Annotated in this window: 23 protein-coding genes, 1 tRNA gene and 1 pseudogene; 14 read left to right on the top strand and 11 right to left on the bottom strand. The window is 69.7% G+C overall.

All coding sequences use genetic code 11. The annotated features are described in order from the left end of the window. Positions 1-25: 25 nt before the first annotated feature. Positions 26-1,132, bottom strand: a complete 1,107-nt coding sequence (locus EFK50_RS11255; RefSeq protein ID WP_123227643.1) for a sterol desaturase family protein — start codon at positions 1,130-1,132, stop codon at positions 26-28. Positions 1,133-1,217: 85 nt separating this feature from the next. Between EFK50_RS11255 and macS the strand changes: the two genes are divergently transcribed. Both macS and EFK50_RS11245 read left to right on the top strand, forming a co-directional pair. Further along, on the top strand, positions 1,218-2,360 hold the full coding sequence (gene macS, locus EFK50_RS11250) for a MacS family sensor histidine kinase (RefSeq protein WP_123227642.1): 1,143 nt from the start codon (positions 1,218-1,220) through the stop codon (positions 2,358-2,360). Continuing rightward, positions 2,357-3,031 (top strand): response regulator, encoded by a 675-nt coding sequence (locus EFK50_RS11245; protein WP_123227641.1) that lies wholly within the window; start codon positions 2,357-2,359, stop codon positions 3,029-3,031. The genes macS and EFK50_RS11245 overlap by 4 nt, the downstream gene beginning before the upstream one ends. 63 nt (positions 3,032-3,094) lie before the next feature. Here the strand turns inward: EFK50_RS11245 and EFK50_RS11240 are convergent, their stop codons facing one another. From EFK50_RS11240 to EFK50_RS22810, 5 genes and pseudogenes are all read right to left on the bottom strand, one after another. After that, positions 3,095-3,481 carry a hypothetical protein gene (locus EFK50_RS11240; RefSeq protein WP_148046125.1) on the bottom strand — a complete coding sequence of 129 codons (387 nt, stop codon included), beginning with the start codon at positions 3,479-3,481 and terminating at the stop codon, positions 3,095-3,097. Positions 3,482-3,497: 16 nt separating this feature from the next. After that, complete coding sequence (locus EFK50_RS22640; RefSeq protein ID WP_123227639.1) at positions 3,498-4,721, bottom strand: acyl-CoA dehydrogenase family protein; 1,224 nt, start codon at positions 4,719-4,721, stop codon at positions 3,498-3,500. After that, positions 4,721-5,896 (bottom strand): AMP-binding protein, encoded by a 1,176-nt coding sequence (locus EFK50_RS11230; RefSeq protein ID WP_221177357.1) that lies wholly within the window; start codon positions 5,894-5,896, stop codon positions 4,721-4,723. The genes EFK50_RS22640 and EFK50_RS11230 overlap by 1 nt, the downstream gene beginning before the upstream one ends. A gap of 112 nt (positions 5,897-6,008) precedes the next feature. Continuing rightward, positions 6,009-6,359 (bottom strand): annotated as a pseudogene (locus tag EFK50_RS22960) (AMP-binding protein); the annotation flags it as partial. A gap of 87 nt (positions 6,360-6,446) precedes the next feature. Then, complete coding sequence (locus EFK50_RS22810; protein ID WP_281274017.1) at positions 6,447-6,575, bottom strand: hypothetical protein; 129 nt, start codon at positions 6,573-6,575, stop codon at positions 6,447-6,449. Positions 6,576-6,626: 51 nt separating this feature from the next. Between EFK50_RS22810 and EFK50_RS11225 the strand changes: the two genes are divergently transcribed. From EFK50_RS11225 to EFK50_RS11205, 5 genes are all read left to right on the top strand, one after another. Then, a complete protein-coding gene (locus EFK50_RS11225) occupies positions 6,627-7,877 on the top strand; it encodes a DUF4032 domain-containing protein (RefSeq protein WP_123227638.1) in 1,251 nt (416 codons plus the stop codon). A gap of 114 nt (positions 7,878-7,991) precedes the next feature. Further along, positions 7,992-9,350, top strand: coding sequence for an ABC transporter substrate-binding protein (locus tag EFK50_RS11220; RefSeq protein ID WP_123227637.1), 1,359 nt, complete (start codon positions 7,992-7,994; stop codon positions 9,348-9,350). An 11-nt stretch (positions 9,351-9,361) separates the two neighbouring features. Further along, a complete protein-coding gene (locus tag EFK50_RS11215) occupies positions 9,362-10,477 on the top strand; it encodes a carbohydrate ABC transporter permease (RefSeq protein WP_246004128.1) in 1,116 nt (371 codons plus the stop codon). Then, on the top strand, positions 10,474-11,319 hold the full coding sequence (locus EFK50_RS11210) for a carbohydrate ABC transporter permease (protein WP_123227635.1): 846 nt from the start codon (positions 10,474-10,476) through the stop codon (positions 11,317-11,319). The genes EFK50_RS11215 and EFK50_RS11210 overlap by 4 nt, the downstream gene beginning before the upstream one ends. A 19-nt stretch (positions 11,320-11,338) precedes the next feature. After that, on the top strand, positions 11,339-12,415 hold the full coding sequence (locus EFK50_RS11205) for an ABC transporter ATP-binding protein (protein WP_123227634.1): 1,077 nt from the start codon (positions 11,339-11,341) through the stop codon (positions 12,413-12,415). 3 nt (positions 12,416-12,418) lie between these two features. Here the strand turns inward: EFK50_RS11205 and EFK50_RS11200 are convergent, their stop codons facing one another. Beyond that, positions 12,419-13,879 (bottom strand): aldehyde dehydrogenase family protein, encoded by a 1,461-nt coding sequence (locus EFK50_RS11200; RefSeq protein WP_123227633.1) that lies wholly within the window; start codon positions 13,877-13,879, stop codon positions 12,419-12,421. A 139-nt stretch (positions 13,880-14,018) separates the two neighbouring features. Between EFK50_RS11200 and EFK50_RS11195 the strand changes: the two genes are divergently transcribed. Beyond that, positions 14,019-15,269 carry a PucR family transcriptional regulator gene (locus tag EFK50_RS11195; protein ID WP_123227632.1) on the top strand — a complete coding sequence of 417 codons (1,251 nt, stop codon included), beginning with the start codon at positions 14,019-14,021 and terminating at the stop codon, positions 15,267-15,269. A gap of 113 nt (positions 15,270-15,382) precedes the next feature. After that, on the top strand, positions 15,383-15,568 hold the full coding sequence (locus EFK50_RS11190) for a hypothetical protein (protein WP_123227631.1): 186 nt from the start codon (positions 15,383-15,385) through the stop codon (positions 15,566-15,568). 22 nt (positions 15,569-15,590) lie between these two features. Here EFK50_RS11190 and EFK50_RS11185 read toward each other — a convergent pair whose 3' ends face one another. Further along, positions 15,591-16,493 carry an SDR family NAD(P)-dependent oxidoreductase gene (locus EFK50_RS11185; protein ID WP_123227630.1) on the bottom strand — a complete coding sequence of 301 codons (903 nt, stop codon included), beginning with the start codon at positions 16,491-16,493 and terminating at the stop codon, positions 15,591-15,593. Between the two features lie 130 nt (positions 16,494-16,623). Here EFK50_RS11185 and EFK50_RS11180 point away from each other — a divergent pair, with 130 nt between their 5' ends. Next, entirely contained in the window at positions 16,624-17,703 is a 1,080-nt protein-coding gene (locus tag EFK50_RS11180) for an NAD(P)H-dependent amine dehydrogenase family protein (RefSeq protein WP_123227629.1), read from the top strand. On the opposite strand, the gene EFK50_RS22185 is transcribed toward EFK50_RS11180, so the two are convergent. Further along, the gene (locus tag EFK50_RS22185; protein WP_183407772.1) at positions 17,700-18,401 is read right to left on the bottom strand and encodes a class I SAM-dependent methyltransferase; all 702 of its coding nucleotides are present in this window, start codon (positions 18,399-18,401) and stop codon (positions 17,700-17,702) included. The genes EFK50_RS11180 and EFK50_RS22185 overlap by 4 nt on opposite strands. 61 nt (positions 18,402-18,462) lie before the next feature. Between EFK50_RS22185 and EFK50_RS22180 the strand changes: the two genes are divergently transcribed. The 3 genes from EFK50_RS22180 (at position 18,463) to EFK50_RS11160 (ending at position 21,451) form a co-directional block, all read left to right on the top strand. Beyond that, complete coding sequence (locus tag EFK50_RS22180) at positions 18,463-19,578, top strand: hypothetical protein (RefSeq protein WP_183407771.1); 1,116 nt, start codon at positions 18,463-18,465, stop codon at positions 19,576-19,578. Between the two features lie 69 nt (positions 19,579-19,647). Continuing rightward, entirely contained in the window at positions 19,648-19,863 is a 216-nt protein-coding gene (locus EFK50_RS11165; RefSeq protein ID WP_123227626.1) for a KTSC domain-containing protein, read from the top strand. Between the two features lie 193 nt (positions 19,864-20,056). Then, complete coding sequence (locus tag EFK50_RS11160; RefSeq protein ID WP_183407770.1) at positions 20,057-21,451, top strand: fibronectin type III domain-containing protein; 1,395 nt, start codon at positions 20,057-20,059, stop codon at positions 21,449-21,451. 85 nt (positions 21,452-21,536) lie between these two features. Here the strand turns inward: EFK50_RS11160 and EFK50_RS11155 are convergent. Further along, positions 21,537-21,619: transfer RNA gene (locus EFK50_RS11155), tRNA-Tyr, on the bottom strand. Positions 21,620-21,729: 110 nt separating this feature from the next. On the opposite strand from EFK50_RS11155, the gene EFK50_RS11150 reads away from it, so the two are divergent. Then, a complete protein-coding gene (locus EFK50_RS11150) occupies positions 21,730-22,218 on the top strand; it encodes a YajQ family cyclic di-GMP-binding protein (protein WP_123227624.1) in 489 nt (162 codons plus the stop codon). Here EFK50_RS11150 and EFK50_RS11145 read toward each other — a convergent pair. Next, a complete protein-coding gene (locus EFK50_RS11145; protein ID WP_183407769.1) occupies positions 22,209-23,990 on the bottom strand; it encodes a phosphatidylglycerol lysyltransferase domain-containing protein in 1,782 nt (593 codons plus the stop codon). The two genes, EFK50_RS11150 and EFK50_RS11145, sit on opposite strands and share 10 nt — an antisense overlap. Positions 23,991-24,024: the final 34 nt, after the last annotated feature.

Below are 24,024 nucleotides of genomic sequence, written 5' to 3'. Positions count from 1 at the left end.
CCGAACGGCTCGAATGGACCAGCTGCTACGCGACGTAGTCCTCGTACTCGCGCTTGCCGCGGAAGGGCATAAGGTGCTGGGCGACGATGCCCTGCGGCACCGTCTCCAGCCGCAGCACGCCGTACTCCTCGGGCCAGCTGCCGTCGCGCGGCAGCTTGAAGCTGCCCATCAGCATGTCCACCAGCGGCAGGTGGATCGCGTAGTTCCGGTCCCAGTAGTCGACGTGCCGCGCGTGGTGCCAGTGGTGGTAGCGCGGCAGCACCAGCACGTACTCGAGCCACCCGAACGACACCGTGATGTTGGCGTGCGCGACCACCGCCTGCAGCCCGACCAGGATCACGTAGGCGTTGACGATCGGGGTGGAGAAACCCAGCACGATCAGCGGCAGCACCACGATGCTGCGGGTCAGGACGGTCTCGACGAAGTGCACCCGCGAGCCGGCCAGCCAGTCCAGGTCACGGCTGGAGTGGTGCACTGCGTGGAACCGCCAGAGCGTCGAGATCCGGTGGTACGCCCGGTGCAGCGTCGCCTGGGCGAGGTCGGCCACGAAGACGGCGAGCAGGAACTGCGCCCAGCCGGGCATCGACCCGACCGCGTCCTCGACCCCGGGGATCGCGATCGCGGCGGCGACGGCGGACGTGGAGGCGGTCACCAGGATCAGGATGAACTGCACCAGCACGTGGCTCATGAAGAAGTACGTCGCGTCGGTGCGCCATCCGGGTCGCAGCACCGCCAGCTTCCGCCGAGAGAGGTAGTGCTCGAGCGGGATGAAGACCAGCGCCGAGAAGAACAGCGAGAGGATGAACCAGTCCAGGCCGAGCGAGTACGGCGTCCGGGCGAACTCACCGACCTGCACGTCGGCGCCGCCGAGCAGGACCGCCAGCGCCGCGGCGCCGACACCGGTCAGCGCCAGCGCGCGGCGCTCGTCACGAAGGACGGCGGCGGTGCCCAGGATGAAGGTCGCGACCAGGCCGAACAGCAGCATCCCGCGGGCGAAGTCGGCGGAGTAGACGGCCCGGAACTCCTGGCTGGTGAGCAGTTCGGGGAACCGGAAGCAGAGCACGGAGAGCAGGCTGAGCACCCCGAGCAGGTAGGCGGTGTACGGCAGGAAGAGGCGGTGGAGGAAGGGCATGCCTCCACGCTAGGAAGGGGCGGCGGGGGTGCGCTTGAGCCCGGGTACTCAAGTACCGGCCCTCCGTCGGTGCAACACTCCCGGTGTGAGTCCGTCGCCCTCCCCCGCCGCGATCGCCGTCGAGAACAGGCTGTTCGGTGCGCTCGCGGTGCTCCGCGTCGTGGTGCTCGTCAACGCGGTCGGCCTGAACATCTACCGGCGCGGCAACTTCGACCACCCGGTCGCCGCGGTGGTGTGCGTGGCGGTGATGGTCCTGTGGACCGGGGTGGCGATCTGGGCCTACCGCAGTCCCCGACGTCGTACGGCGCTGCTGCTGGTCGCTGACCTGGCCCTGGCGGTCGCGCTGATCCTGCTCACCGTGGAGGTGAAGGGTGCCGACTTCCGTGCCACCATCCCCGGCTCCTGGATCATCGGCGCGCTGCTGGCCTGGTCCGCGCACTACCGCTGGCGCGGCGGCCTGATCGCCGGGGTCGCGCTCGCCGCCGCCGACCTCTCCCGTCGCCAGGAGCTGCACCAGTCCGACTACGGCAACGCCTTCCTGCTGGTGCTCTCCGGCACGATCGTCGGCTTCCTCTGCGCCTCGCTGCAGCAGATGGCGGCCGAGCGCGAGGTGGCCGAACGGGCGGCCGCGATGGCGACCGAGCGGGTCCGGCTCGCCCGTGCCGTGCACGACGGCGTGCTCCAGGTGCTCGCCCTGGTCCAGCGCCGCGGCCGGGAGCTGGGCGGCGAGGCGGCCGAGCTCGGTGAGCTGGCCGGGGAGCAGGAGCGCGAGCTGCGCCGGCTGATCCAGGCGCAGGACTCGGTGGCACCGAGCAACGGCACCGTGAACGTGACCGCCGAGCTCGCCCGCCTGGAACGGTTGCCCGGCGTGACGGTGTCGACCCCCGGCTTCCCGGTCGACCTTCCGGCGCTGACCGCCCGCGAGCTGGTCGCCACGGCGCGCGCCTGCCTCGACAACGTCAAGCGGCACGTGGGTGCCGACGCCCCTGCCTGGGTGCTGCTGCAGGCCTACCCGGACCGGGTCGAGCTGTCGGTGCGCGACGAGGGGCCGGGGGTCCCGGCGGGACGGCTCGAGGCCGCTGCCGCCGAGGGACGCCTCGGGGTCAGCGAATCGATCCGGAGCCGGATCACCGACCTCGGCGGCACGGCCGAGCTGAGCACCGGCTCGTTCGGCACCGAGTGGGAGTTCGTCGTACCGCGTGAGCGCGGCCTAGGGTCGTCGGCATGAGCGAGACCGAGGCACCGGCTCCGATCCGGGTGATGGTGGTCGACGACCACCCGCTGTGGCGCGACGCCGTCGAGCGCGACCTGATCCAGGCGGGGCTCGACGTGGTCGGGGTCGCCGCCAACGGCCGCGAGGCGCTGGCCCGCTTCCCGGCGGCCCGCCCCGACGTGATCGTGCTCGACCTGCAGATCCCGGCACCCGACGGCATCGAGGTCACCGCGGAGGTCGGCCGCCAGAACCCCGACGTACGGGTGCTGATCCTCTCCGCCTCCGGCGAGCAGGCCGACGTCCTGGCGGCGGTCAAGGCCGGCGCCACCGGCTACCTGGTGAAATCCGCCTCCCGCGAGGAGCTTCTCGCCGCGATCCGGACCGTCGCCGCGGGCGACCCGGTCTTCACCCCGGGACTGGCCGGGATGGTCCTCGGCGAGTTCCAGCGGCTCTCCGACGCGCCCGCGGTGGACCCGAGCGAGCCACGCCTGACCGAGCGCGAGACCGAGGTGCTGAAGATGGTCGCCAAGGGCCTCTCCTACCGGCAGATCGCCGAGCGCCTGGTGCTCTCGCACCGGACCGTCCAGAACCACGTGCAGAGCACGCTGCGCAAGCTGCAGATGCACAACCGGGTCGAGCTGACCCGCTACGCCATCGAGCACGGACTCGACACTGAGGACTCTTAGACCACCATTCGTCGGGACAGCTGCGCTCGCACCCACTGTTCCCGCTCGACGGGTATCCCTGCGTCAAGGCCCCGGATGTACGCCGCACTTCTCCTTGAGACGAAACTCGACCGAGCCCTGCATGAGCCCAATGTCGCTCTCGCTCATGCGCCACGAGCTGCCAGGAGCGAGGTCGCCCGATGCGACATGCCTCAAGATCTGGTTCGACAGCGAGGACTCTCGAAACAAGGTGCCGACGCACCTGGCGTCCCCCGGCTCGTCGCCGCGGTAGAAGCCGCCGCGCAAGGCACCCTCGCCGATCGCCGAAGCCGACGGCGCCCCGGATCGATCGACATCGTCCGCATGCGACTTGCTTACGGCCGCGACGATCACCGCGCACAGAAAGAGCACTCCGAGGCCCACCAGCACCATCGAGTTCCTTCGCGACATCAGGCCGACCTTCCTGTTCACACCTAGTGGGTACCGATTAGCCCAGCAGCCCCTTGGCCACGTGGGTGATCTGGATCTCGTTGCTGCCCGCGTAGATCATCAGCGACTTGGCGTCCCGGGCGAGCTGCTCGACCCGGTACTCGGCCATGTAGCCGTTGCCGCCGAAGAGCTGGACCGCGTCCATCGCAACCTCGGTCGCCGCCTCGGAGGAGTACCACTTCATCGCCGAGGCCTCGGTCAGCGTCAGCGGCTTGCCGGCGCGGGCGTGCTCGAGGCTGGAGAACACCATGTTCTGGACGTTGATCCGGGCCACCTCCATCTTCGCCAGCTTGAGCTGGATCAGCTGGAAGTCGCTGATCGGCTTGCCCCAGAGCTCACGGGACTTGGCGTAGTCGACGCAGAGCCGCAGGCACTCGTTGATGATGCCGAGCGACAGGATCGCGACGCCCATCCGCTCGGCCGTGAAGCTGGACCGAGCGCTGTCGCGGCCGTCGCCCTTGCTGGTGTCCTCGGTCTCGCCGAGGAGATGGTCCTTGGTCAGCCGGACGCCGTCGAAGGTGAGCTCACCGGTCGGCGAGCTCATCATCCCCATCTTCTTGAAGGCCTTGGACTGGATCAGGCCCTCCATGCCCTTCTCCAGCACGAAGGTGAGCACCTTCTTGTCCCGCATCGGGAGGTCGTCGCCCTCGTCGAGCTTGGCGTAGACCACGATCACGTCGGCGTCGGGGCCGTTGGTGATGAAGGTCTTCCGGCCCTTGAGGATGTAGTCCTCACCGTCGCGCCTGACGGTGGTCCGCATCCCGCCGAGGGCATCGGAACCCGACTCCGGCTCGGTGATCGCCCAGGCCGCCACGTGCTCGAAGGTGACCAGCTTCGGCAGCCAGCGCTCCTTCTGGGCGAGCGTCCCCTTCGCGGCGATCGTGGAGACGCCCAGGCCGAGGGAGACGCCTACGGCCGCGACGACACCGAGGCTGACGCCGGCGATCTCGCTGACCACGATCGCGGCCATCGACTCCATCCCGGTGGACTGGGGCTCCTCACCGCTGCGCGGCTCGTGCGGTTCGCGTTCGCGGTCGAGCTGCTTCTTCAGCGCGTCCGCGGCCATCGCGTCCATGCCGAAGGCCGCGAACAGCTTCCGGACGATGTCGTACGGCGGCATCGCGCCGGTCTCCAGCTCGTCGACGTGCGGGCGGATCTCCTTCTCGATGAAGTCGCGCACGGCATCGCGGATCGCCAGATCGGCTTCGGACCACTCGATCATCAGGTTGCTTCCTTCAGTAGTTGGCGCTTGAGGACCTTGCCGGTGGGGTTGCGGGGCAGCTCGTCGAGGAACGTCACCTCGCGGGGCGTCTTGTAACGAGCCAGGTTCTCGCGGACGTAGTCCCGGACGTCGTCCTCGGTCAGCGTCGCCTCCCGGCGGACCACGAACGCGTGCAGGCGCATCCCGAACTTCTCGTCCGGTACGCCGACCGCGGCCACCTCGACGATCTGCGGATGCCCGGCCAGGAGCTGCTCGACCTCGCCCGGGAACAGGTTCTCCCCACCGGAGACGATCATGTCGTCGTCGCGCCCGTCGATGAAGAGCAGCCCGCGGGCGTCGAAGTGGCCGACGTCGCCGGAGGACATCAGACCATCGACGACCTCCTTGCCCCCGCCGCCGGTGTAGCCGGAGAACTGGAACGCGTTGGCCACGAAGATCCGACCGGTGACGCCGGTCGGCACCTCGTGCCCGTCGTCGTCGAGGATCCGGACGACCGTCCCCGGGACGACGCTGCCGACGCACCCGGGCTCGACCGCCAGCTCCCCGGGGGTGGCGATCGTCGCGTAGGCGACCTCGGTCGAGCCGTACAGGTTGTAGACGACCGGGCCGAACGCCTCGGTCACCCGGGTGCAGAGGTCGGCACCGAGCTGGGAGCCGGCGACGAAGACGATCCGCAGGCTCTCCAGGTCGAGACCCGCGCGGGACTCCGGCCCGAGGTCCACCATCTTCTGGAGCATCACCGGCACCACGATCAGAGTGGTCACCCGGTTGCTCGCGATGCTCTCCAGCGTCGCCTGCGGATCGAACCGCCGGCGGAGGACCAGGGTGTGGCCGAGCGCGATCCCCAGCATCGCCTGGGCGAACCCGAGGGCGTGGAACATCGGCGCGCAGCACTCCATCACCTCGCCGCTGCGGTAAGGCACCTTGCCGAAGAGACCGCCGAACGGCATCAGCGAGCGCGGTTCCGCGCGCTGCGCACCCTTCGGTGTCCCGGTGGTGCCGCTGGTCAGGATCACGATCCTGGCTGCCTCGCCGACCCAGGGCGGGGCGGCCTCGCTGCCCTCGGCGATCAGCGCGTCGAGCGACTCCGGACGTCGAGCCGGCCGGGACGCCGCGGCCTCGCTCTCGGCCCACGCCAGGTACGTCCCGAGCGGCGCGTCGACGCCGCCGACCATCGCGGCGTACTCCTCGTCGTGGACCAGGAGGTCGACGCCCCTCGCGCGTCGAGACCTCGGCGATCTGCGGTCCGGCGAAGTCGGTGTTCAGCAAGATGATCCGCGCTCCGCACTTGGCGGCCGCGAAGGTGGCGTCCAGGAAACCGCGGTGGTTGCGCGCCAGGATCGCCACCCCGGCGCCGGGGCCGAGGCCGCGTTCCCGCCAGGCGTTGGCGAGGGCGTTGGAGCGACGGTCGAGGTCGGCGTAGGTCAGCGAGCCGCGCTCGTCGCGGATCGCCACCCGGTCGGGGTAGCGGGCGGCGGAGAGCCCGATCGAACCGCCGAGGGCACCGAACTTGGCGAGCCCGGCGGCACCGCGGGCGAGCACCCACGGCGGGTCGACGCGCACCAGGCCGACGTCGAAGCAGGACTTCAGCGAGGCGGCCTCGCCCGCGGCGCGGCTCAGCAGGTCGTGGAGGATCATGAGCGGCAGGCACCACCGGTGACGATCGCGACCTTGCCGGCCAGGTTCGGCTTCATGGGACGAACCTAGGCCGCAGGGACGCCGAGGTCACGCCCAAGCCGCCAGCTGATCGGGCAGACCCTCGAGCGTCCAGGGCCCGGCGGCGGCACGAGCGCGGTCCCCCGGGGCGGTCGCCCGATCGATCCGCACCACCTCCGCACCGAGGTCGTTGACCATTCCGCTCGCCGCGGTACGGAGGCCGGGGTGTGCGACGCTGGCGGGGTGCGCATGAACCTTGCCACCGGTCCCGATCCGACGGATCTGCTCACCTTGCCGTGGTCAGTTCCGCTCGAGGAGTGGCCGCACGAGCACCTCGTCTCGCTGCCGCGCGGGATCAGCCGGCACGTGGTCCGCTTCGCGACTATCGGCGGCACCGTGTACGCCGTCAAGGAGATCGCCCAGGAGACCGCACAGCGCGAGTACGGCCTGCTCCGCAGCCTGGCCCGCGCCGGGATCCCGGTCGTCGAGGCGGTCGGCGTCGTCTCCGGCCGCGCGACACCCGCCGGCGAACCGCTCGACTCCGCCCTGGTGACCAAGCACCTGAGGTTCTCGCTGCCGTACCGGGCACTCTTCTCCCGGCGCCTCGACCACGACCTCGAGACCAAGCTGCTCGACGCGCTCGCCGAGCTGATCGTCAAGCTGCACCTGGCCGGCTTCGCCTGGGGCGACTGCTCGTTGTCGAACACCCTCTTCCGGCGCGATGCCGGCGCGCTCTCGGCGTACCTGGTCGACGCCGAGACCGGTCAGCTGCACCCGCGGCTCAGCGACGGCCAGCGCGACTACGACCTGGAGCTCGCCCGCACCAACCTCGGCGGCGAGCTGCTGGACCTGCAGGGCGCCGGGCTCCTCTCCGCGTCGGTCGACCCGATCACCACCGCGGAGTCCGTGGTCGATCGCTACTGCCGGCTCTGGGACGAGCTCACCCGGCCGCAGACGATCAGCGCGGACGAGTGGGACCGGATCGAGCAACGGCTGCGACGGCTCAACGCGCTCGGGTACGACGTGTCCCAGATCGAGGTCGACGAGGTCGAGGGCAGACCGGAGATCTTCCTGCAGACCCAGGTCGTCGAGGCCGGCCACCACCGTCGCCGGCTACAGCAGCTCACCGGACTCGACGTCGGCGAGAACCAGGCCCGCCGGATCCTCAACGACCTGGACACCTTCCGGGCGCAGGCGGTCATGCCCGGGACCGACGTCGACGAGGCGGAGGTCGCCCGGCACTGGAAGTCCGACGTCTTCGAGCCGGTGGTCGCCCTGATCGGGCCCGAGCTCGCCGCCAAGCTGGAGCCCGCGGAGTTCTACCACGAGGTCCTCGAGCACCGCTGGTTCCTCTCCGAGGCGGCCGGTCGGTCCGTGCCCCTGGAGAAGGCGGCCCGGTCCTACATCGACACCGTGCTCCGGTTCCGTCCGGACGAGCGGGCCGTGCTTGACCCGACCCTGATGGGGGTAGGACAGGTGGAGGCCGCCGAGGACAGCTGATCCGGTCCGGTCCTCGACAGGGTGCTTCCAACGCGGGTATACAGAAATCGTGCGAAATGTGACCGCGGTCACGCGTCGCGGTCTCGGTGTCGAAAAGAGGGAAGAGGTCCACGGATGCGAGTTCCGATCCGAACACTCCGCAGAAGTGCACTCGCCGGCGTCTCCGTCCTCCTGCTGCTGGCCACGTCCGGGTGCTTCCTGCAGGACCCGGAGACCAGTGGTCAGGGCGGGCTCGGCGGTCAGGCGTTCGCCGACGGCGGCAGCTCCGACGGCGACAAGAAGGTCACCATCCTCGGCCAGTTCGGCGGCGACGAGGGCAAGAACTTCGTCGCGTCCCTGACGGCGTTCGAGAAATCCTCCGGCATCGACATCCAGTACACCTCCGACACCGACTTCGCGACCACGATCAAGACCCGGGTCAGCGCCGGCGACACCCCGGACATCGGCCTGTTCCCGCAGCCCGGTGGCCTCCTGGAGATGGCGAAGCGCGGCGAGATCCAGCCGATCGACACCTACCTCGACTACGACGCCGTCGCCCGCAGCCTGATCCCGGGCTTCCTCGAGGCGGTCCGCCTGAACGGCCGGGTGTACGGCGCCCCGGTGAAGATGGCCGTCAAGGGCCTGGTCTGGTACCCGAAGAAGGCGTACGACGCCGCCGGCTACTCGACCGAGCCGAAGACCCTGGACGACCTCACCGCGATCAGCGACAAGATCAAGGACGGCGGGATCACCCCGTGGTGCATGGCCTGGGGATCGGACCAGGCGACCGGCTGGGTCGGCACCGACTGGATCGAGGGCTACGTCCTGCGGATGTGGGGACCCGACGTGTACGACGACTGGGTCAGCCACCGGATCCCGTTCAACGACAAGCGGATCATCGCGGCGTTCGACGCCTTCGGGAAGATCGCCAAGGCGCCGGGCGAGGTGTACGGCGGCGTCAAGGGCATCCTGAACACCCCGTTCGCCAACGCGATGACGCCGGCGTTCGGCGGCAAGCCGAAGTGCCTGCTGCACCACCAGGCCGACTTCGCGATCACCTTCTACCCCAAGCCGGTGCAGGCCGACCTCGACAACCAGGTCGGGCTCTTCGTGTTCCCGCCGAGCCCGGGCGGGTACGCGGGCAACCCGATCGTCGGGGGCGGCGACACCGCGGCGCTCTTCAACGGGAACGACCCGGACGCGATCGAGGTGATGAAGTTCCTGACCTCGAAGGACTTCGGCAAGGAGTGGGCGCAGAAGGGAGGCTGGATCTCGCCGCACCGCGACTTCGACGCGACCAACTACCCGAACGAGACGACCAGGCGGATCGCCGCGATCGCAGCGAACGCGGACGTGCTCCGCTTCGACGCCTCCGACCTGATGCCCAAGGAGGTTGGTTCGGGAACCTTCTGGACCGGCATGGTCGAGTGGTTGCAGGGGAAGTCCTCGCGGGCTGTGACCACCGAGATCGAGAACTCCTGGCCGAAGTCATGACGGCTGGGGAGATGACCACCGAGGTGGCGACCACCCGGAGCAGCGGCCTGGACTGGAAGAAGCTGCTGATCGGCGCGGTCGGGATGTGGCTGCTCGGCTGGGGCCTGGCGAACCTGTTCCTCTCGTTCGGCTACTACCCGGACAAGTACGGCTCCAAGGTCGTCATCGCCCTGCTCGCCCTGGTGGCCGGGGTCGGCGGCGCGGCGATCCTGTTCTTCTTCCTGAACATGTTCGTCGAGGGCCTGCCGGACCGGATCTCGGCCAAGCTGATGCCGTACGCCTACGTGCTCCCCGGGGTCGGCCTGATCGGTCTGATGCTGCTCTACCCGGTGCTGCAGACGATCAACTACTCCTTCGCCAACGAGGACAGCTCGAAGTACGTCGGCTTCCAGAACTACCGGGAGATCTTCAAGGACGACGAGTTCTGGCAGTCGATCCTCAACAACGTCCTCTGGCTGCTCGTCGTCCCGGCGGTGACGGTGGCGATCGGCGTCGTCGTCGCGGTGCTCGCCGACAAGCTCTCCACCCAGGGCGAGAAGGTCGCGAAGAGCACGATCTTCGTGCCGATGGCGGTCAGCTTCGTCGGCGCCTCGGCGATCTGGGGGCTGGTCTACCACTACGACATCGGCGAGAAGCAGACCGGACTCCTCAACCGGATCTGGACCGGGCTGGGGGGCAAGGCCGAGGCCTGGTTGTCGATCAGCGACTTCCGGCTGAACTCGTTCCTGATGATGGTGATCCTGATCTGGCTTCAGGCCGGGTTCGCGATGATCCTGCTCTCCTCGGCCATCAAGGGCGTCCCGGAGGAGACGATCGAAGCGGCTCGGATCGACGGTGCCAGCGAGCTGCAGATCTTCTGGCGGGTGGTGATCCCGCAGATCAAGGGCACGATCATCACGGTCTTCATCACCGTCCTGATCCTGGTCCTCAAGGTCTTCGACATCGTCTACGTGCTGAAGAACGGTCTCGACAAGACCAACGTGATCGCGAACCTGTTCTTCCAGGAGCTGTTCGCCAACGACCAGGCCGGGCGGGCCTCGGCGATCGTGGTGATCCTGCTGCTCGCGGTCACCCCGGTGCTCTGGTACCAGGTGCGGCACTTCCGCGAGGAGGAGGCGAACCGATGAGCGTGATGGCAGACGGACGCCGGCGCAGTCCCTTCGCGATCGTGGTGATGGTGCTGCTGTGCCTGCTCTGGACGATCCCGACCCTCGGCCTGCTGGTCACCTCGTTCCGGACCCGGGACGCCGCGGCCACCCACGGCTGGTGGGAGATCTTCAGCAGCGGCTGGACGCTCGACAACTACGACAAGGTCTTCAACGGCAACGAGATGGGGACCTCGTTCCTCAACACCGTCGTGGTCGCGGTGCCGGCCACGATCATCCCGATCATGTTCGCGGCCTTCGCGGCGTACGCGTTCACCTTCATGGACTTCCGCGGCAAGGACCTGATCTTCGTCGCGATCGTCGCAGTGATGGTGGTGCCGATCCAGGTGGCCTTCCAGCCGATGCTCGACCTGCTCGGGCCCCGCGGGCTGGGGATCTCCGGGCAGTACATCGCGGTCTGGCTGCTGCACACCGGCTTCGGGATGCCGCTGGCGATCTACACCCTGCGCAACTACATGAGCACGCTGCCGCGGACCGTGATCGAGTCGGCAAAGATCGACGGTGCGACCCACTTCCAGACCTTCTGGCGGCTGATCGTCCCGATGTCGGTGCCGGCGCTGGCCGCGTTCGCGATCCTGCAGTTCCTCTGGGTCTGGAACGACCTGCTGATCGCCAAGCTGTTCCTGAGCCCGGGCAACAGCACCGTGATCGTCAAGCTGCAGGGACTGCTCGGGTCCCAGGGCCAAGGTCAGGAGCTCCTCACCGCGGGCGCGTTCATCTCGATGGTGATCCCGATGATCGTCTTCTTCACGCTGCAGCGGTTCTTCGTCCGCGGCCTGACCGCCGGTGCGGTCAAGGGCTAACAGAAAGGGCACCACAGACATGGCATCGATCTCGTTCCAGAAGGCGCAGCGGTGGTACCCGGGAGCCGACACACCGGCCGTGCCCGGCATCGACCTGGAGATCGAGGACGGCGAGTTCATGGTCCTCGTCGGTCCTTCGGGCTGCGGCAAATCCACGACGTTGCGGATGCTCGCCGGGCTCGAGGAGGTGAACTCCGGTCACATCTTCATCGGCGACCGCGACGTCACCAAGGTCCCGCCCAAGGACCGCGACATCGCGATGGTGTTCCAGAACTACGCGCTCTACCCGCACATGACGGTCGCCGACAACATGGCGTTCGCGCTCAAGATGGCCAAGGTCCCCAAGGACGAGCAGGACCGGCGGGTGAAGGACGCGGCCCGGATCCTCGGGCTCGAGGAGTACCTCGACCGCAAGCCGAAGGCGCTCTCCGGCGGGCAGCGCCAGCGGGTCGCGATGGGCAGGGCGATCGTCCGCAACCCCCAGGTGTTCTGCATGGACGAGCCGCTGTCCAACCTGGACGCCAAGATGCGCGTGCACACCCGCACCGACATCGCCAAGCTGCAGCGCGACCTCGGCGTCACCACGGTCTACGTCACCCACGACCAGGTCGAGGCGATGACGATGGGCGACCGGGTCGCGGTGATGAAGCTCGGCGAGCTCCAGCAGGTCGACACCCCGCTGAACCTGTACGACAAGCCGGCCAACCTCTTCGTCGCCGGCTTCATCGGCTCGCCGCAGATGAACCTGCTCGAGGGTGTCGCGGCCAACGGCGCTGTCGAGCTCGGCGGCTACGCGATGCCGCTGGGCGAAGCCGCCCCGCACGCCGAGGGCAAGGTCACCGTCGGGATCAGGCCGGAGTCCTGGCGGATCGTCGCGGCGTCCGAGGGCGGTCTGGCGGTCGTGGTCACCGTGGTCGAGGAGCTCGGCGCCGACGGCTTCGCCTACGGTACGGCGGACCTCGACGGCACCGCGGTCGACATCATCGTCCGGGTCGGCGGCCGCGAGGCGGTGCACAAGGGCGAGACCCTGCACGTCGTCCCGGAGCCGAGCAAGGTGCACGTCTTCGACACCGCCACCGGGGAGCGGCTCAGCTGACCGTCACGTCCGGCCGTGAACCAGCGCGACGATCCGGGCGAGGCGCTGCTCACTCGTCGTCGTACGCCGGAAGGTCATCAGCGGCAGCGGCGGCTTGAAGCGCTGGCGCACGACGGCGTGCGCGTAGCAGAACTCACGGAGCCCGTCCTCGCCGTGGATCCGGCCGAACCCCGATTCGCCGACGCCCCCGAACGGCGCCGAGGCCACCGCCGCGAAGCTGAAGACCGAGTTCACCGCGACCATGCCGGAGCGGATCCGGGCCGCGATCCGCTCTCCGTCGCGCTTGCTGAAGACCGACGCCGCCAGGTGGTAGCGCGAGGCGTTGGTGAGCTCGACCGCCTCGTCCATGTCCCGGACCTTCCGCAGCACCAGGGTCGGCCCGAAGGTCTCCTCGCGCATCGCCGCCGAGGTCTCGGGGACATCGGTCAGCAGCACCGGCTGGACGACGTGCCCGACGGTCTCGCCCCCGCCGGCGAGCACCCGGCCGCCCTGGGCGAGCGCGTCGGCGAGGTGGCTCTCGATGACGTCGACCTGGGACGGCATCGTGATCGGTCCGACCAGCGCGTCCGGGTCGGTGCCGGCCCGTAGCCCGGAGACCCGATCGATCAGCAGCCGCTCGAACACGTCGTACACCGCCGCGTGCGCATAGATCCGCTCGACGCCGATGCAGGACTGGCCGGCGTTGGCGATGCCGCCCCACGCCGCCGCGTCGGCGGCCGCCTCCAGGTCGGCGTCCGCGTCGACGAGCAGCGCGTCCTTGCCGCCGCACTCGGCCACCAGCGGGGTCAGCGTCTCCGCGCAGACCGCCATCACCCGCTTGGCGGTGGCGGTCGAGCCGGTGAACGCGACCTTGTCGACACCGGCCCGGCAGAGCGCGGCGCCAGTCGCGCCGTCACCGGTGACGAGCTGGAAGACCGGCTGCTCCGGGACGATCCGGCTGAAGGCGTCGACCAGCCAGGCGCCGACGCCGGGGGTGTACTCGCTGGGCTTGAAGACGATGGCGTTGCCGGCGGCGAGGGCGTAGACGATCGACCCCATCGGCGTGAAGACCGGGTAGTTCCACGGCCCGATCACCCCGACGACACCGAGCGGGCGGTACTCGAGGGTCGACCCTAGGTTGGCGTTCAGCGCACCGGTTCCGGTACGCCGGCGCCCGAGCGTCTTCGGCGCGTTCCGCCCGGCCCAGGCGAGGTGGTCGAGGACCAGCGCGATCTCCAGGTAGGCATCGCCGTGCGGCTTCCCCATCTCGTCGGAGACCAGTCGGGCCAGCTCGTCGATCCGCCGGGCGATCACGCCGCGGAACTCGTCGAGCCGCTTGCGACGCTCCCGGAAACCGATGCCGTCCCACCACGCCGCGGCGACGCGAGCGCGGTCCACGGCGGCGCCGACCTCGGCCTCGCCGTGGACCGGGTACGAGCCGACGACGCCGCGCGTGCCAGGGTTGCGAACCTCCAGGACAGTCATCCGATCCACTCCTCGACAGCGGCAGTAGGGTGCTGGGTGTTTGAGAGTCCAACACAGTTTTCGGACCTGATCTTGGGGTGACTCCCTAGGAATCGGCCGGCGATCTGGACGTCCGCACAATCCACGGGAGGAGCGCCTCGTGACCGAGAGCGAAGAGGAACGGGCCGCAGCGCTCGCCGCGTGGGTCTCCGCCTACGTCGCCGAGACCAGCCGCGAGGACAACGTCGACGCGTTCACCGCACAGGTCAACGCCTCGATCCTGGCCGAGGTGCCCGAGGTGGCCGCCGACCCGGTGCTGGTCACCGAGATGTACGCGAGCACCAAGGCCCAGTTCCAGGTCTTCCTCAGCCTCCTCGAGCGCGAGCGCCAGGAGCTGCTGCTGCCGCCGCAGGCCGTCGACCTGGCGCTCTCGATCGCCCGCCGGCAGCTGGAGCTGGGCGTGCTGCTCAAGATCTACCGGGTGGCTGCCGGTGCCGTCTGGGAGTTCTTCACCACGGTGGCTGCCGACGTCCCCGAGGACGGACCCGACCGGAGCGACGTGCTGATCTACCTCTGGGGCCACGGCGGCACCTGGATCAACGAGGCGATCGAGCAGCTCATCGGGGTGTTCTACGAGGAGCGCGAGGCCACCATGCACGGTGCGCTGGCCCGCCGTACCGAGACCGTCTACGCGCTGCTGCGCGGCGACAAGATCGGCCTGGACGCGGCTTCGACCGATCTCGGCCACCCGCTGCGCGGCCTCCAGACAGCCCTGGTCCTCTGGATCGAGGAGGGCACCTCCGCCGATGCGCTGGCCCCGCTGAACGAGCTCGCGACCAGCCTGGCCGGTGCGGTCAAGGCCGGGCGCCCGCTGACGATCCCGGTCGGCCGTCGCGAGGTGTGGACGTGGCTGGCCACCCGGGAGGCACCGGACCCGGTCGTCATCGCCGCGGCAGTCGCTGCGCAGTCGGGCTCGGTCCGGGTCGCGATCGGGATCTCCGCACCCGGGCTCGCCGGCTTCCGGCAGAGCCATCGCGAAGCGGTGGACGCGCAGCGGTTCGCGGTCTCGGCACGCACCTCCGCCCCGGTCACTGCGTACGCCGACGTCGAGCTGGCCTGCCTGGTCGCCGGCAACGAGGCCGGCATCACCGCGCTGATCGGCCGGGAGCTCGGCGGCCTCGCCGGCGACGAGCGCGGCCTGGACCGGGTGCGCGACACCGTGTCGACCTACCTGAGGTTCGGCGGCAGCGTCGACCAGACGGCGACCAGCCTGATCGTGCACAAGAACACGATCCGCTACCGGCTGGCCCAGGCGGAGGAGCTGATCGGGCACCCGCTCACCGAGCGTCGTACCGAGATCGCGCTCGCGCTGCGCTGCCTGGACCGGTACGGCGGAGTTGTGCCGGGGTAACAACGGCGCGGGCGAAGTTTGGGCCGACGCACGTGGGCTGCGCCGCGGAACTCCTGGATCGTCAGCCGGGTCGGGGTGCGAGAGGCGCATCCGGGAGACCCAGGAGGACCACCATGGGCACGTTCGTCGGCATCATGCTCCCGCTCTTCGCCGGGATGCTGATCCCCGTCTGGATCCCGTTGATCGCGGTCGTCTTCGGGGGGATCCTGGACCGGGTCCGTCCGCGGCAGGTCACCCCGGCGATGGCTGTCGTGGCCGAGGCCAAGCGCCGTACGGCGGCCCTGGCTTACGCCGGCTAGGCGTGATGCCGGGGCGTCACGCCTAGATCGCGTTCTTCCGGAGCAGGTCGCCCAGCGCCGGGCTGACCGACTCGGCGAAGCTCGCCCAGGCGGCGACCAGCGGCGTGACCCGGCGGGAGCGGCTGACGGTCGCGTCGCAGACCACCGTGGCGGCCTGCTCCATGCTCAGCGCCGGCATCCGGCTGTACAGCTTGGTGGGCGTGATCATCGGCGTCCGGACCAGGGGCATCCGGACGTTGGTGAAGACGACGCCGTCGTCCAGCACCTCCCCCTGGACGCAGTCCGACCAGGCCTCGAGCGCGGCCTTGCTGGCGGTGTAGCCGGAGAAGCGGGCCGGGTGCAGCATGGCGGCCCAGCTGGAGATGTTGATGACCTGGCCGCTCTCCCGCTCGACCATCGTCGGCAGCAGCCCCATCGTCAGCCGGACGGCCGCGAAGTAGTTGAGGTGCATCGGCCGCTCGAAGTCCTGGAACCGGTCCTGCGAGTGCCGAACCTTGCGCCGGATCGACATCCCGGCGTTGTTGACCAGGATGTCGACGTGGCCGTGCCGGTCGAGCACCTTGGTGACCAGCGCGTCGATCTGGTCGAAGTCGGTGAGGTCGCAGCGGTACGCGATCGCCAGTCCGCCGGCCGCGGCCACCTCGTCGACGACCTCGGCGAGCTGGTCCTCGCTGCGCGCGACCAGCAGGACCTGGGCCCCGGCGGCGGCGAGCCGGACGGCTGCCGAACGTCCGATCCCGGACGAGGCTCCGGTGACCAGGACGACCTTGCCGCCGACGGCCTTCCGCAGCGCGGCCGACCCGTCGGAATCACCGAGACTGCCGACGGCGCGGTTCAGGACACCGCGCGAGCTGATCGGCATCGCGCCGAACGAGTTCGCCTGCTTGACGACGGCCTTCGCGAGGCCGCGGGCTGAGAGATCCATGCTGTCACCTTAGGTGTTACCCGGCGTCGCAGGTACTGGGTGTGACGCACCAGACCCGCGCTCTCTGAAGGCACGTTCAAGACTAGAACGTGTTCTTGTTTCCTCGGCGACGAGCCCCTAGGGTCTGCGCATGAGCTACTCACCGAAGCGCGTCGTCGTCTGGGGCACCGGGGTCGTCGGCAAGATGGTCATCGCCGAGATCGTGAAGAGCCCGGCCTTCGAGCTGGTCGGCGTCGGGGTCAGCAACCCCGACAAGGTCGGCAAGGACGCCGGTGAGATCTGCGGGATCGACGCCACCGGCGTGATCGCCACCGACTCGGTCGAGGACCTGGTCGCACTGAAGCCGGACGCGCTGGTGCACTACGGCCCGACCGCCCAGTACGCCGACGAGAACATCCGGGTGATGACCGCCTTCCTGCGCGCCGGCATCGACGTGACCTCGACCGCGATGACGCCGTGGGTGTGGCCGGCGATGAAGCAGAACCCGCCGAACTGGATCGACCCGATCACCGAGGCGTGCGAGGAGGGCGGCTCGTCCTGCTTCACCACCGGCATCGACCCGGGCTTCGCCAACGACCTGTTCCCGCTGACCCTGATGGGTCTGTGCGGCGAGGTGAAGTCGGTGCGCGCCTCCGAGCTGCTCGACTACACCGACTACGAGGGCGACTACGAGGACGAGATGGGCATCGGCCGCCCGCCCGAGTTCTCCCCGCTGCTGGAGATCCCGGACATCCTGATCATGGCCTGGGGCGCGACCGTCCCGATGATCGCGCACGCCGCAGGCATCGAGCTCGACGACATCACCACCACCTGGGAGAAGTGGGTGACTCCGGAGGACCGCAAGACCGCCAAGGGCGTCGTCCGGGCCGGTGACGTCGCGGCGATCCGGTTCACCATCAACGGCGTCTTCCAGGGTCGCGAGGTGATCACCCTCGAGCACGTCAACCGGATCGGCCTGGACGCCGCCCCGGAGTGGCCGGCCGGCTCGGCCGACGACGTCTACCGGGTCGACATCGACGGATCGCCGTCGATCTCGCAGGAGACCGCGTTCCGGTTCAGCGACGGCTCCGGCCGCGCGCCCGCGGTCGCCGGCTGCCTGGCCACCGGGCTGCGCGCGCTGAACGCCGTACCGGCGGTGAACGACCTGCCGCCGGGCTGGGTCACCGCGCTGGACCTGCCGCTGATCCCCGGGGTCGGCACGATCCGCTAACGGGTACGGCGGTAGATCCCGTCGTCGCGGTCCGTGGTGCCGATCAACGCGTCGTCCCGACCGTAGATCGGCGTCAGCAGACCGCCCTCGCCGGCTGACGCGAAACCGGTGCGCACCGCCTCGAAGTCCGCGGCGACCGCGCAGTCGGTGAAACGGAAGTTCGCGTGCCGGATCACGAGCACGCCACCGGGGCGGACGCACCGGGCAAGCCGGTCGACGGTCCGCTCGAAGTCCGCGAACCGGAGGGTCGGGTCGCACCGCGGCGGTGCCTCGTTCAGGTCGGCGTGCCGGAAGACCGCGAGCGCCGTCACCACGTCGTACGACGCCTGCTCCAGGCCCTCGGCGTCGCCGGCCCGGGCGACGGTGATCGCGGGATCGTCGGCGACCGCTCGCCGGGCCCGGCGGACGGCGACCGGGTTGATGTCGACGCCGTGGATCCGTGCGTCCGGGAACTGACCGCGCAGGCTGAGCAGCTCCTCGCCGGAGGAGCAGCCGAACGAGAGGATGCTCGGAGCCGCGGTCGTCAGCGCGTCGGCGGCCGCCGCGAACTCGACCGGGTACCGGTCCGCCGACGTGGTCGCGTGCGGCTGGAAGAGGTTGGCCGGCCGGAGGATCTCGGCGACCGCGGTCTGTCGTCGGTGGCCGCCTCGGACGAGTGCCTTGGTCAGGGCCAGAGCCTGTCTAGCGCGCTGCGGCATGGGCGCAAGTATGTCAGCGGCACCTCTTGCCCGCCGTCGCTTCACGCCAACATGCTGAGCCATGAGCGATCCGGTCTTCGTCATCCACGGCGTCAAGAACCACCACAAGCAGCAGTACCTCGAGGGCAACTTCGCCGAGCTCCAGCGGGCGCTCCCGGGGCACCAGCTGGTCCCGGTCTTCTGGGGCGACCTGGGCGGGAACCGTGAGTACGTCGAGTTGGCGGTGCCCGACCTCGGCGATCGCAAGCAGCGCGACCTCTGGGTACCGAACACCGGCCCGACGCCGATCGAGGTCGCGTTGCTGAGCCCGCCTGCGGCCGATCGCTGGAACATCGACGGGCCGCCCGACCCGATCCCCGCGATCGCCGCGGCGGCCGGTGCCGGCGACGTCGGCACCGAGGTGTGGCACGCCGCGCTCGAGGAGAGCTGGGACGACCTGCCGTACCTGCGCTCGATCGAGGACCCCGCGCTGCTGGCCGCGATCGGCGAAGCGCTCGCCGGTGACCCGCCGCCGACGGGCCCGGCACCCGAGGGTCTCCGGCTGGCGGCCGACGGGTTCGGCGACGGACTGAAGAAGTGGGCCAAGCAGCGGATCCAGGACATCGAGCACGGGCTGAGCGTCGGCGTCGGCGCCGCCGCCGGCCGCCTCAACCAGCTGATCCGGACCAAGATCCTGCCGAACGTCGCCGAGTTCGCCGGCGACATCATCGTCTACCAGGCGCACCAGGAGCGGATCCAGGCGCGCGTCCGCGAGGTCGTCGAGAAGCACGGCTACGGCACCGCCGAGAAACCTGCGCGCTTCGTCTGCCACAGCCTCGGCGGCGTCATCGTCCTCGACCTGTGCACGAAGCAGACCGACCCGATGCACCTCGACGGCCTGGTGACCTTCGGCAGCCAGTGGCCGCTCTTCGACCTCGTCGACCCGCGTGGAGTCGTCGACCGGTTTGCCGGTACGCCGGTCAGCCTGCCGGACACCCTGACCGGGCACTGGCTCAACCTCTGGGAGCCGCTGGACCCGCTGGCGTTCGTGGCCGGCAAGCTCTTCCGCCTCGCCGACGGCAGCGAGCCGGACGACCGCGAGGTGCCCTACCGGACGTCGTCGGGCCTGTGGACCCATTCGGCGTACTGGTCGCACCCGGCACTGCCCCGGGCGGTCGAGGAGACCTTCCCGACCTGAGCACCGCTCCCGGGCCTCTCACTGTCGGAAGGGAGGTCGATGTCGTAGCGGCCTGGTAGGCAGGACGCCATGGAGATGACACCGATGCGTCGGTCCCGGGCACTCCACAAGGTCGGCTACGACCCGGCCGAGCGCGTCCTTCGTGTCCAGTTCCGCAACAGTCACCTGTACGACTACCTCGACGTCGGGCCGGAGGTCATCAAGGGCCTCCTCGAGTCCGCGCACCCGTGGACCGAGTGGGGCCCGAAGATCCTGGAGCATGAGGTCCGGCGCGTCGACGACTAGACCGCAGTTGCCGGGGCCGCAGCACCCGGCCTGGAAATCGGTGAAACCACCCGAGAATCCTCCGGAGGCGGTCTACTAGCCGGAGCCGCCGACGGGTCTTCGCGGACGCGTGTCGGGGCCGATCACTACTCCCTCCCTTCCCAGCGAGGTACACATGCGCTCCAGCACATCGACCGCGACACGATCTCGAGACTTGGACGGGCGCTGGCGCTTGCTGCGCAAGCTGGTCGCGGCGATCGCCGTGGTTGCCCTCGGGTTGGTCGGCATGCCGTCCTTGGCAGCCGCGGCTGACCCGGGAGCTCCGGGCATGCCGACCGGCGTCTCCGCCTCGCCACAGGCCGGACGGCAGGTGACGGTGACCTGGACGGCGCCCGAGGACGACGGCGGGAACCTGATCACGGCCTACAAGGTCTCGAACTCTTTCGACAGCTCGGTGGCGACGACCACCGAGCCGACCTGGACCGGGGCCTTCCCCACGATCGGCTCCGACGTCCCGTTGACCTTCACGGTTCGAGCGGTGAACGCCGCCGGCGAGAGCGATCCGTCGGACGCCAGCGCCCCCGTGCTGATCCCGGCCGTGGCGCCGTCCGAGCCGCGGTCCGTCTCCGCCACGGGCGGCAATGGCCAGGCACAGGTGTCCTGGCTCGCGCCGCTGGGCAACGGTGGCGCCGCGATCACCGGATACGCGGTGACCTCGGTCCCGGGAGGGCAGACCTGCGTGACCGCGGGTGCCTTGTCGTGCGTGGTTCCCGGCCTGACGAACGGGACCACCTACAGGTTCACCGTCAGCGCCTCCACCATTGCCGGCCCGTCGCTGCCGTCGGCGGTCTCGAACGCGGTGACCCCGATCGGACCGTTCGCCGCGGTCGGGACTCCCAGGATCATCGGGGTCGCGCGGGTCGGCGCGACGCTACGGGTCAACCCGGGCACATGGTCCCCGAGCCCGAAGCTCTCCTTCCAGTGGCTTCGAAACGGTCGGTCGATCGCACGCGCGACTGGCGCCACCTATGTGCTCACGGCCGCTGACCGGGGCACCCGCACCAGAGTGCGCGTCACCGGCGCCAGGGTCGGTGTCGTGACGAAGCCGATGCTCTCGAGCCCGACAGCAGTGGTCGGCTACGGCATCCTCGCGAACAGGAGGGCACCTACGATCACCGGCACGGCCAAGGTCGGGAAGACGCTCACGGCGAACCCGGGCACGTGGAGCACGTCAGGTGTCACCATCAAGTACCAGTGGCTCCGCGACGGCAGGACCATCCGCGGGGCCACGAGGAAGACCTATCGACTGACCAAGGCCGCCAAGACCCACCGGTTCAGCGTGAGGGTCACCGCTACCAAGGCCGGGTACAAGGCAGCGACGAAGACCAGCGGGAGGACCGCCAAGGTCACCGGCGTCAGCAACGCCGGCGGTGGCGGTGGCGGTAATTGCACCCCGGGCTACTCGCCGTGCCTGCCGCCGAAGTCCGACTACGACTGCGCCGGCGGATCAGGTGACGGGCCCGGTTACGCCCACGGGCCGATCTACGTCACCGGCTCCGACCCCTACGACCTCGACCGCGACGGCGACGGGATCGCCTGCGAGGACTGACCGCGGCGCGTGGTTCCGCATCCCGCGCACCTCGAGTGCCGGGAGGACAGAAGGCCCTCGACTCAGAGAGTCGAGGGCCTTGCTGTGGCAGATGAAGGATTCGAACCTTCGAAGGCATACACCGACGGATTTACAGTCCGTTCCCATTGGCCGCTCGGGCAATCTGCCAGTGCTGCCTACCGGTTAAGGTGAGCAGCGCAGACGAGGATAACGCACCAGCGGCGGTGCTGCTAAATCGGCACACAGCGCTGAACCCGCACAGGAAGAGGAACTAGGTCATGGCCGACTCATCGTTCGACATCGTGAGCAAGATCGACCGCCAGGAAGTCGACAACGCGCTGTCCCAGGCGGCCAAGGAACTGGCCCAGCGGTACGACTTCAAGGGCACCGGCGCCGAGATCAAGTGGTCGGGCGACCTGATCGAGATCTCCGCGAACGCCGACGACCGCGCGAGCGCCATCCTCGAGGTGTTCAAGGAGAAGCTGATCAAGCGGCAGCAGTCGCTGAAGATCGTCGACGCGACCGAGCCCCGTGCCTCGGGCCGGGAGTCCAAGATCACCGTGACCCTGAAGGAAGGCATCAGCACCGAGGATGCCAAGAAGGTCGGCAAGCTGATCCGCGACGAGGGCCCCAAGGGCGTCAAGGTCCAGGTCCAGGGCGACGAGCTCCGGGTGACCAGCAAGAAGCGCGACGACCTGCAGGCCGTCCAGGCGCTGGTCAAGGAGCAGGACTACGACTTCGCGGTGCAGTTCACCAACTACCGCTGAACCCGGCCCGGTACGTCGAGCGGCGACTCCGGCACCGCACCCCCGGAGACCTCCGGGATCTCCTCGACCGCGCCGGCGCGTGACGGCTTCCGGCTGAACCGGCGCCACCAGTCCGGCGCGACGACCAGCGCCTCGGCACGCAGCACCGCCGTCGCCACCCGGGGCAGGTCGGTCATGTCGCCGTACACCAGGAATCTCGGCACCCACTCGGGCCGGTACTTCACGTTCGAGCGGTACAGCGCCTCGATCTGTGCGAACTTCGACGCCCAGAGCAGGACGGCGCGCCAGGCTCGCAGGATCGGCCCGGCGCCGAGGCGCTCGCCGCGCGCGAAGACACTGCGGAACGCCGAGAAGTTCAGGGACACCTTGTTGACGCCCAGCGGCTCGATCCCGTCCATCAGCGTCGAGACCATCAGCTCGACCAGGCCGTTGACCGACTCGGGCTCGCGGCGCATCAGGTCGAGCGAGAGCCCATCGTCGCCCCAGGGCACGAAGGAGAGGAAGCCGGCCACGACGCCGTCTGCGTGCCGGGCGACGACGACCACGCCGGCGTCGTCGCGCTCCTGACCGAACCGTCCCAGCGCCATCGCGAAGCCGCGCTCGATCGACCCGTCACGCCAGGCGATCGCCCGCGACCGCAGGTCCTCCCGTACGTCGACCGGGAGATCGGCGACGCGGTGCACGGTGACGACCAGCCCGGAGCGCTCCGCTCGCGCGATCGCCTGCCGGACGACCCGCATCGGCCGGCCTTCGAGGGTGAAGTCCGAGGCGTGCAGGATCGCTTCGTCGCCGACCTCGAGCACCTCCAGGCCGGCCTGGTGGAAGACTGCCGCACCGCGCTCGCTGGCACCCAGGTTCGCGGGCGCCCAGCCGTAGGAACGGGTCTCCTCGAGCCAGGCGGCCACGGCCTGCGGCCAGTCGTCCGGATGACCCAGTGGATCGCCCGCGGAGAACGACACCCCGCCGATCACCCGGTAGGAGACCGCCGAGCGGCCGGTCGGGCTGAACGCCACGTACCGGTCGTCACGGGTCGCGAAGTAGCCGAGGGAGTCGACCCAACCCCACTCGTCCAACAGGGCTCGGACCCGCGCGTCCTCCTCCGCGGTGAGCCTGTGCGGCCCGCCGCTCGGTGCCAGTGCGGTGACGACGGCCAGCAGGATCACGCCGGCGCCGAGCACTGCCAGGCCGACCGCGGCGATCGCCTCCGAGCGGGTCGAGACGAAGTCGATCGGGCCTGGGATGCCGAGCAGTCCGAGGCTCGCCTGGGCCAGCCGGTCCGCGGTCGTCGTACCGGGTGCCTCGCCGAGGCGGTCGACCGTCAACCACAGCCAGCCCAGCGCGACCGCCAGCACCGGACCCAGGGTGAGCACCGCGAGCATCCGGCGCAGCGAGCGCGGGTCCGGCCGCGCCGTGAAGTTCCGGCGGGCGGCAACCAGGAGCGCGATCAGCACCAGGCAGAGAGTCGCCTGCTCCGCCTGGAGCCCGCGCAGCAGGTGGATCGCGGTCGCGAGCACGGTGAGCAGCAGGGCGAGCCACCAAGCCCGGGACTTGCCGCGCCGCAGCCCGCGGGAGAGCACGATCAGCAGGACGCCGATCGCCGCGCCGCCGGTCGTGGCGGCTGCGGGGAACGAGTCCGGGATCAGCTGGTTGACCAGGTGGGTCCGCGCGTCGATCGCCGGGAGGTACGCGCTCGCCAGGCTGACCGCGCCGACGACGAAGACGATCCTGCTGACCCACAACGGCGTCCGCAGCGCCCCGATCCACCCGCTCACGATTCGAGGATAGTTCTTCCTCGATATAACACTT

Source organism: Nocardioides marmoriginsengisoli (assembly GCF_003725695.1).
In the GTDB taxonomy this organism is placed as follows: Bacteria; Actinomycetota; Actinomycetes; order Propionibacteriales; family Nocardioidaceae; genus Marmoricola; species Marmoricola marmoriginsengisoli.
Note: the sequence above shows the minus strand (reverse complement) of the source record. Positions and strands in the feature narration are given on the sequence as shown.

Coding starts and splice junctions, on each gene's coding strand:
- EFK50_RS11255 (WP_123227643.1), bottom strand. CDS start 1,132: ATGCCCTTCCTCCACCGCCTCTTCCTGCCGTACACCGCCTACCTGCTC.
- EFK50_RS11245 (WP_123227641.1), top strand. CDS start 2,357: ATGAGCGAGACCGAGGCACCGGCTCCGATCCGGGTGATGGTGGTCGAC.
- EFK50_RS22640 (WP_123227639.1), bottom strand. CDS start 4,721: ATGATCGAGTGGTCCGAAGCCGATCTGGCGATCCGCGATGCCGTGCGC.
- EFK50_RS11230 (WP_221177357.1), bottom strand. CDS start 5,896: ATGGTCGGCGGCGTCGACGCGCCGCTCGGGACGTACCTGGCGTGGGCC.
- EFK50_RS22810 (WP_281274017.1), bottom strand. CDS start 6,575: ATGGTCAACGACCTCGGTGCGGAGGTGGTGCGGATCGATCGGGCGACC.
- EFK50_RS11225 (WP_123227638.1), top strand. CDS start 6,627: ATGAACCTTGCCACCGGTCCCGATCCGACGGATCTGCTCACCTTGCCG.
- EFK50_RS11220 (WP_123227637.1), top strand. CDS start 7,992: ATGCGAGTTCCGATCCGAACACTCCGCAGAAGTGCACTCGCCGGCGTC.
- EFK50_RS11215 (WP_246004128.1), top strand. CDS start 9,362: ATGACCACCGAGGTGGCGACCACCCGGAGCAGCGGCCTGGACTGGAAG.
- EFK50_RS11210 (WP_123227635.1), top strand. CDS start 10,474: ATGAGCGTGATGGCAGACGGACGCCGGCGCAGTCCCTTCGCGATCGTG.
- EFK50_RS11205 (WP_123227634.1), top strand. CDS start 11,339: ATGGCATCGATCTCGTTCCAGAAGGCGCAGCGGTGGTACCCGGGAGCC.
- EFK50_RS11200 (WP_123227633.1), bottom strand. CDS start 13,879: ATGACTGTCCTGGAGGTTCGCAACCCTGGCACGCGCGGCGTCGTCGGC.
- EFK50_RS11190 (WP_123227631.1), top strand. CDS start 15,383: ATGGGCACGTTCGTCGGCATCATGCTCCCGCTCTTCGCCGGGATGCTG.
- EFK50_RS11185 (WP_123227630.1), bottom strand. CDS start 16,493: ATGGATCTCTCAGCCCGCGGCCTCGCGAAGGCCGTCGTCAAGCAGGCG.
- EFK50_RS11180 (WP_123227629.1), top strand. CDS start 16,624: ATGAGCTACTCACCGAAGCGCGTCGTCGTCTGGGGCACCGGGGTCGTC.
- EFK50_RS22185 (WP_183407772.1), bottom strand. CDS start 18,401: ATGCCGCAGCGCGCTAGACAGGCTCTGGCCCTGACCAAGGCACTCGTC.
- EFK50_RS22180 (WP_183407771.1), top strand. CDS start 18,463: ATGAGCGATCCGGTCTTCGTCATCCACGGCGTCAAGAACCACCACAAG.
- EFK50_RS11165 (WP_123227626.1), top strand. CDS start 19,648: ATGGAGATGACACCGATGCGTCGGTCCCGGGCACTCCACAAGGTCGGC.
- EFK50_RS11150 (WP_123227624.1), top strand. CDS start 21,730: ATGGCCGACTCATCGTTCGACATCGTGAGCAAGATCGACCGCCAGGAA.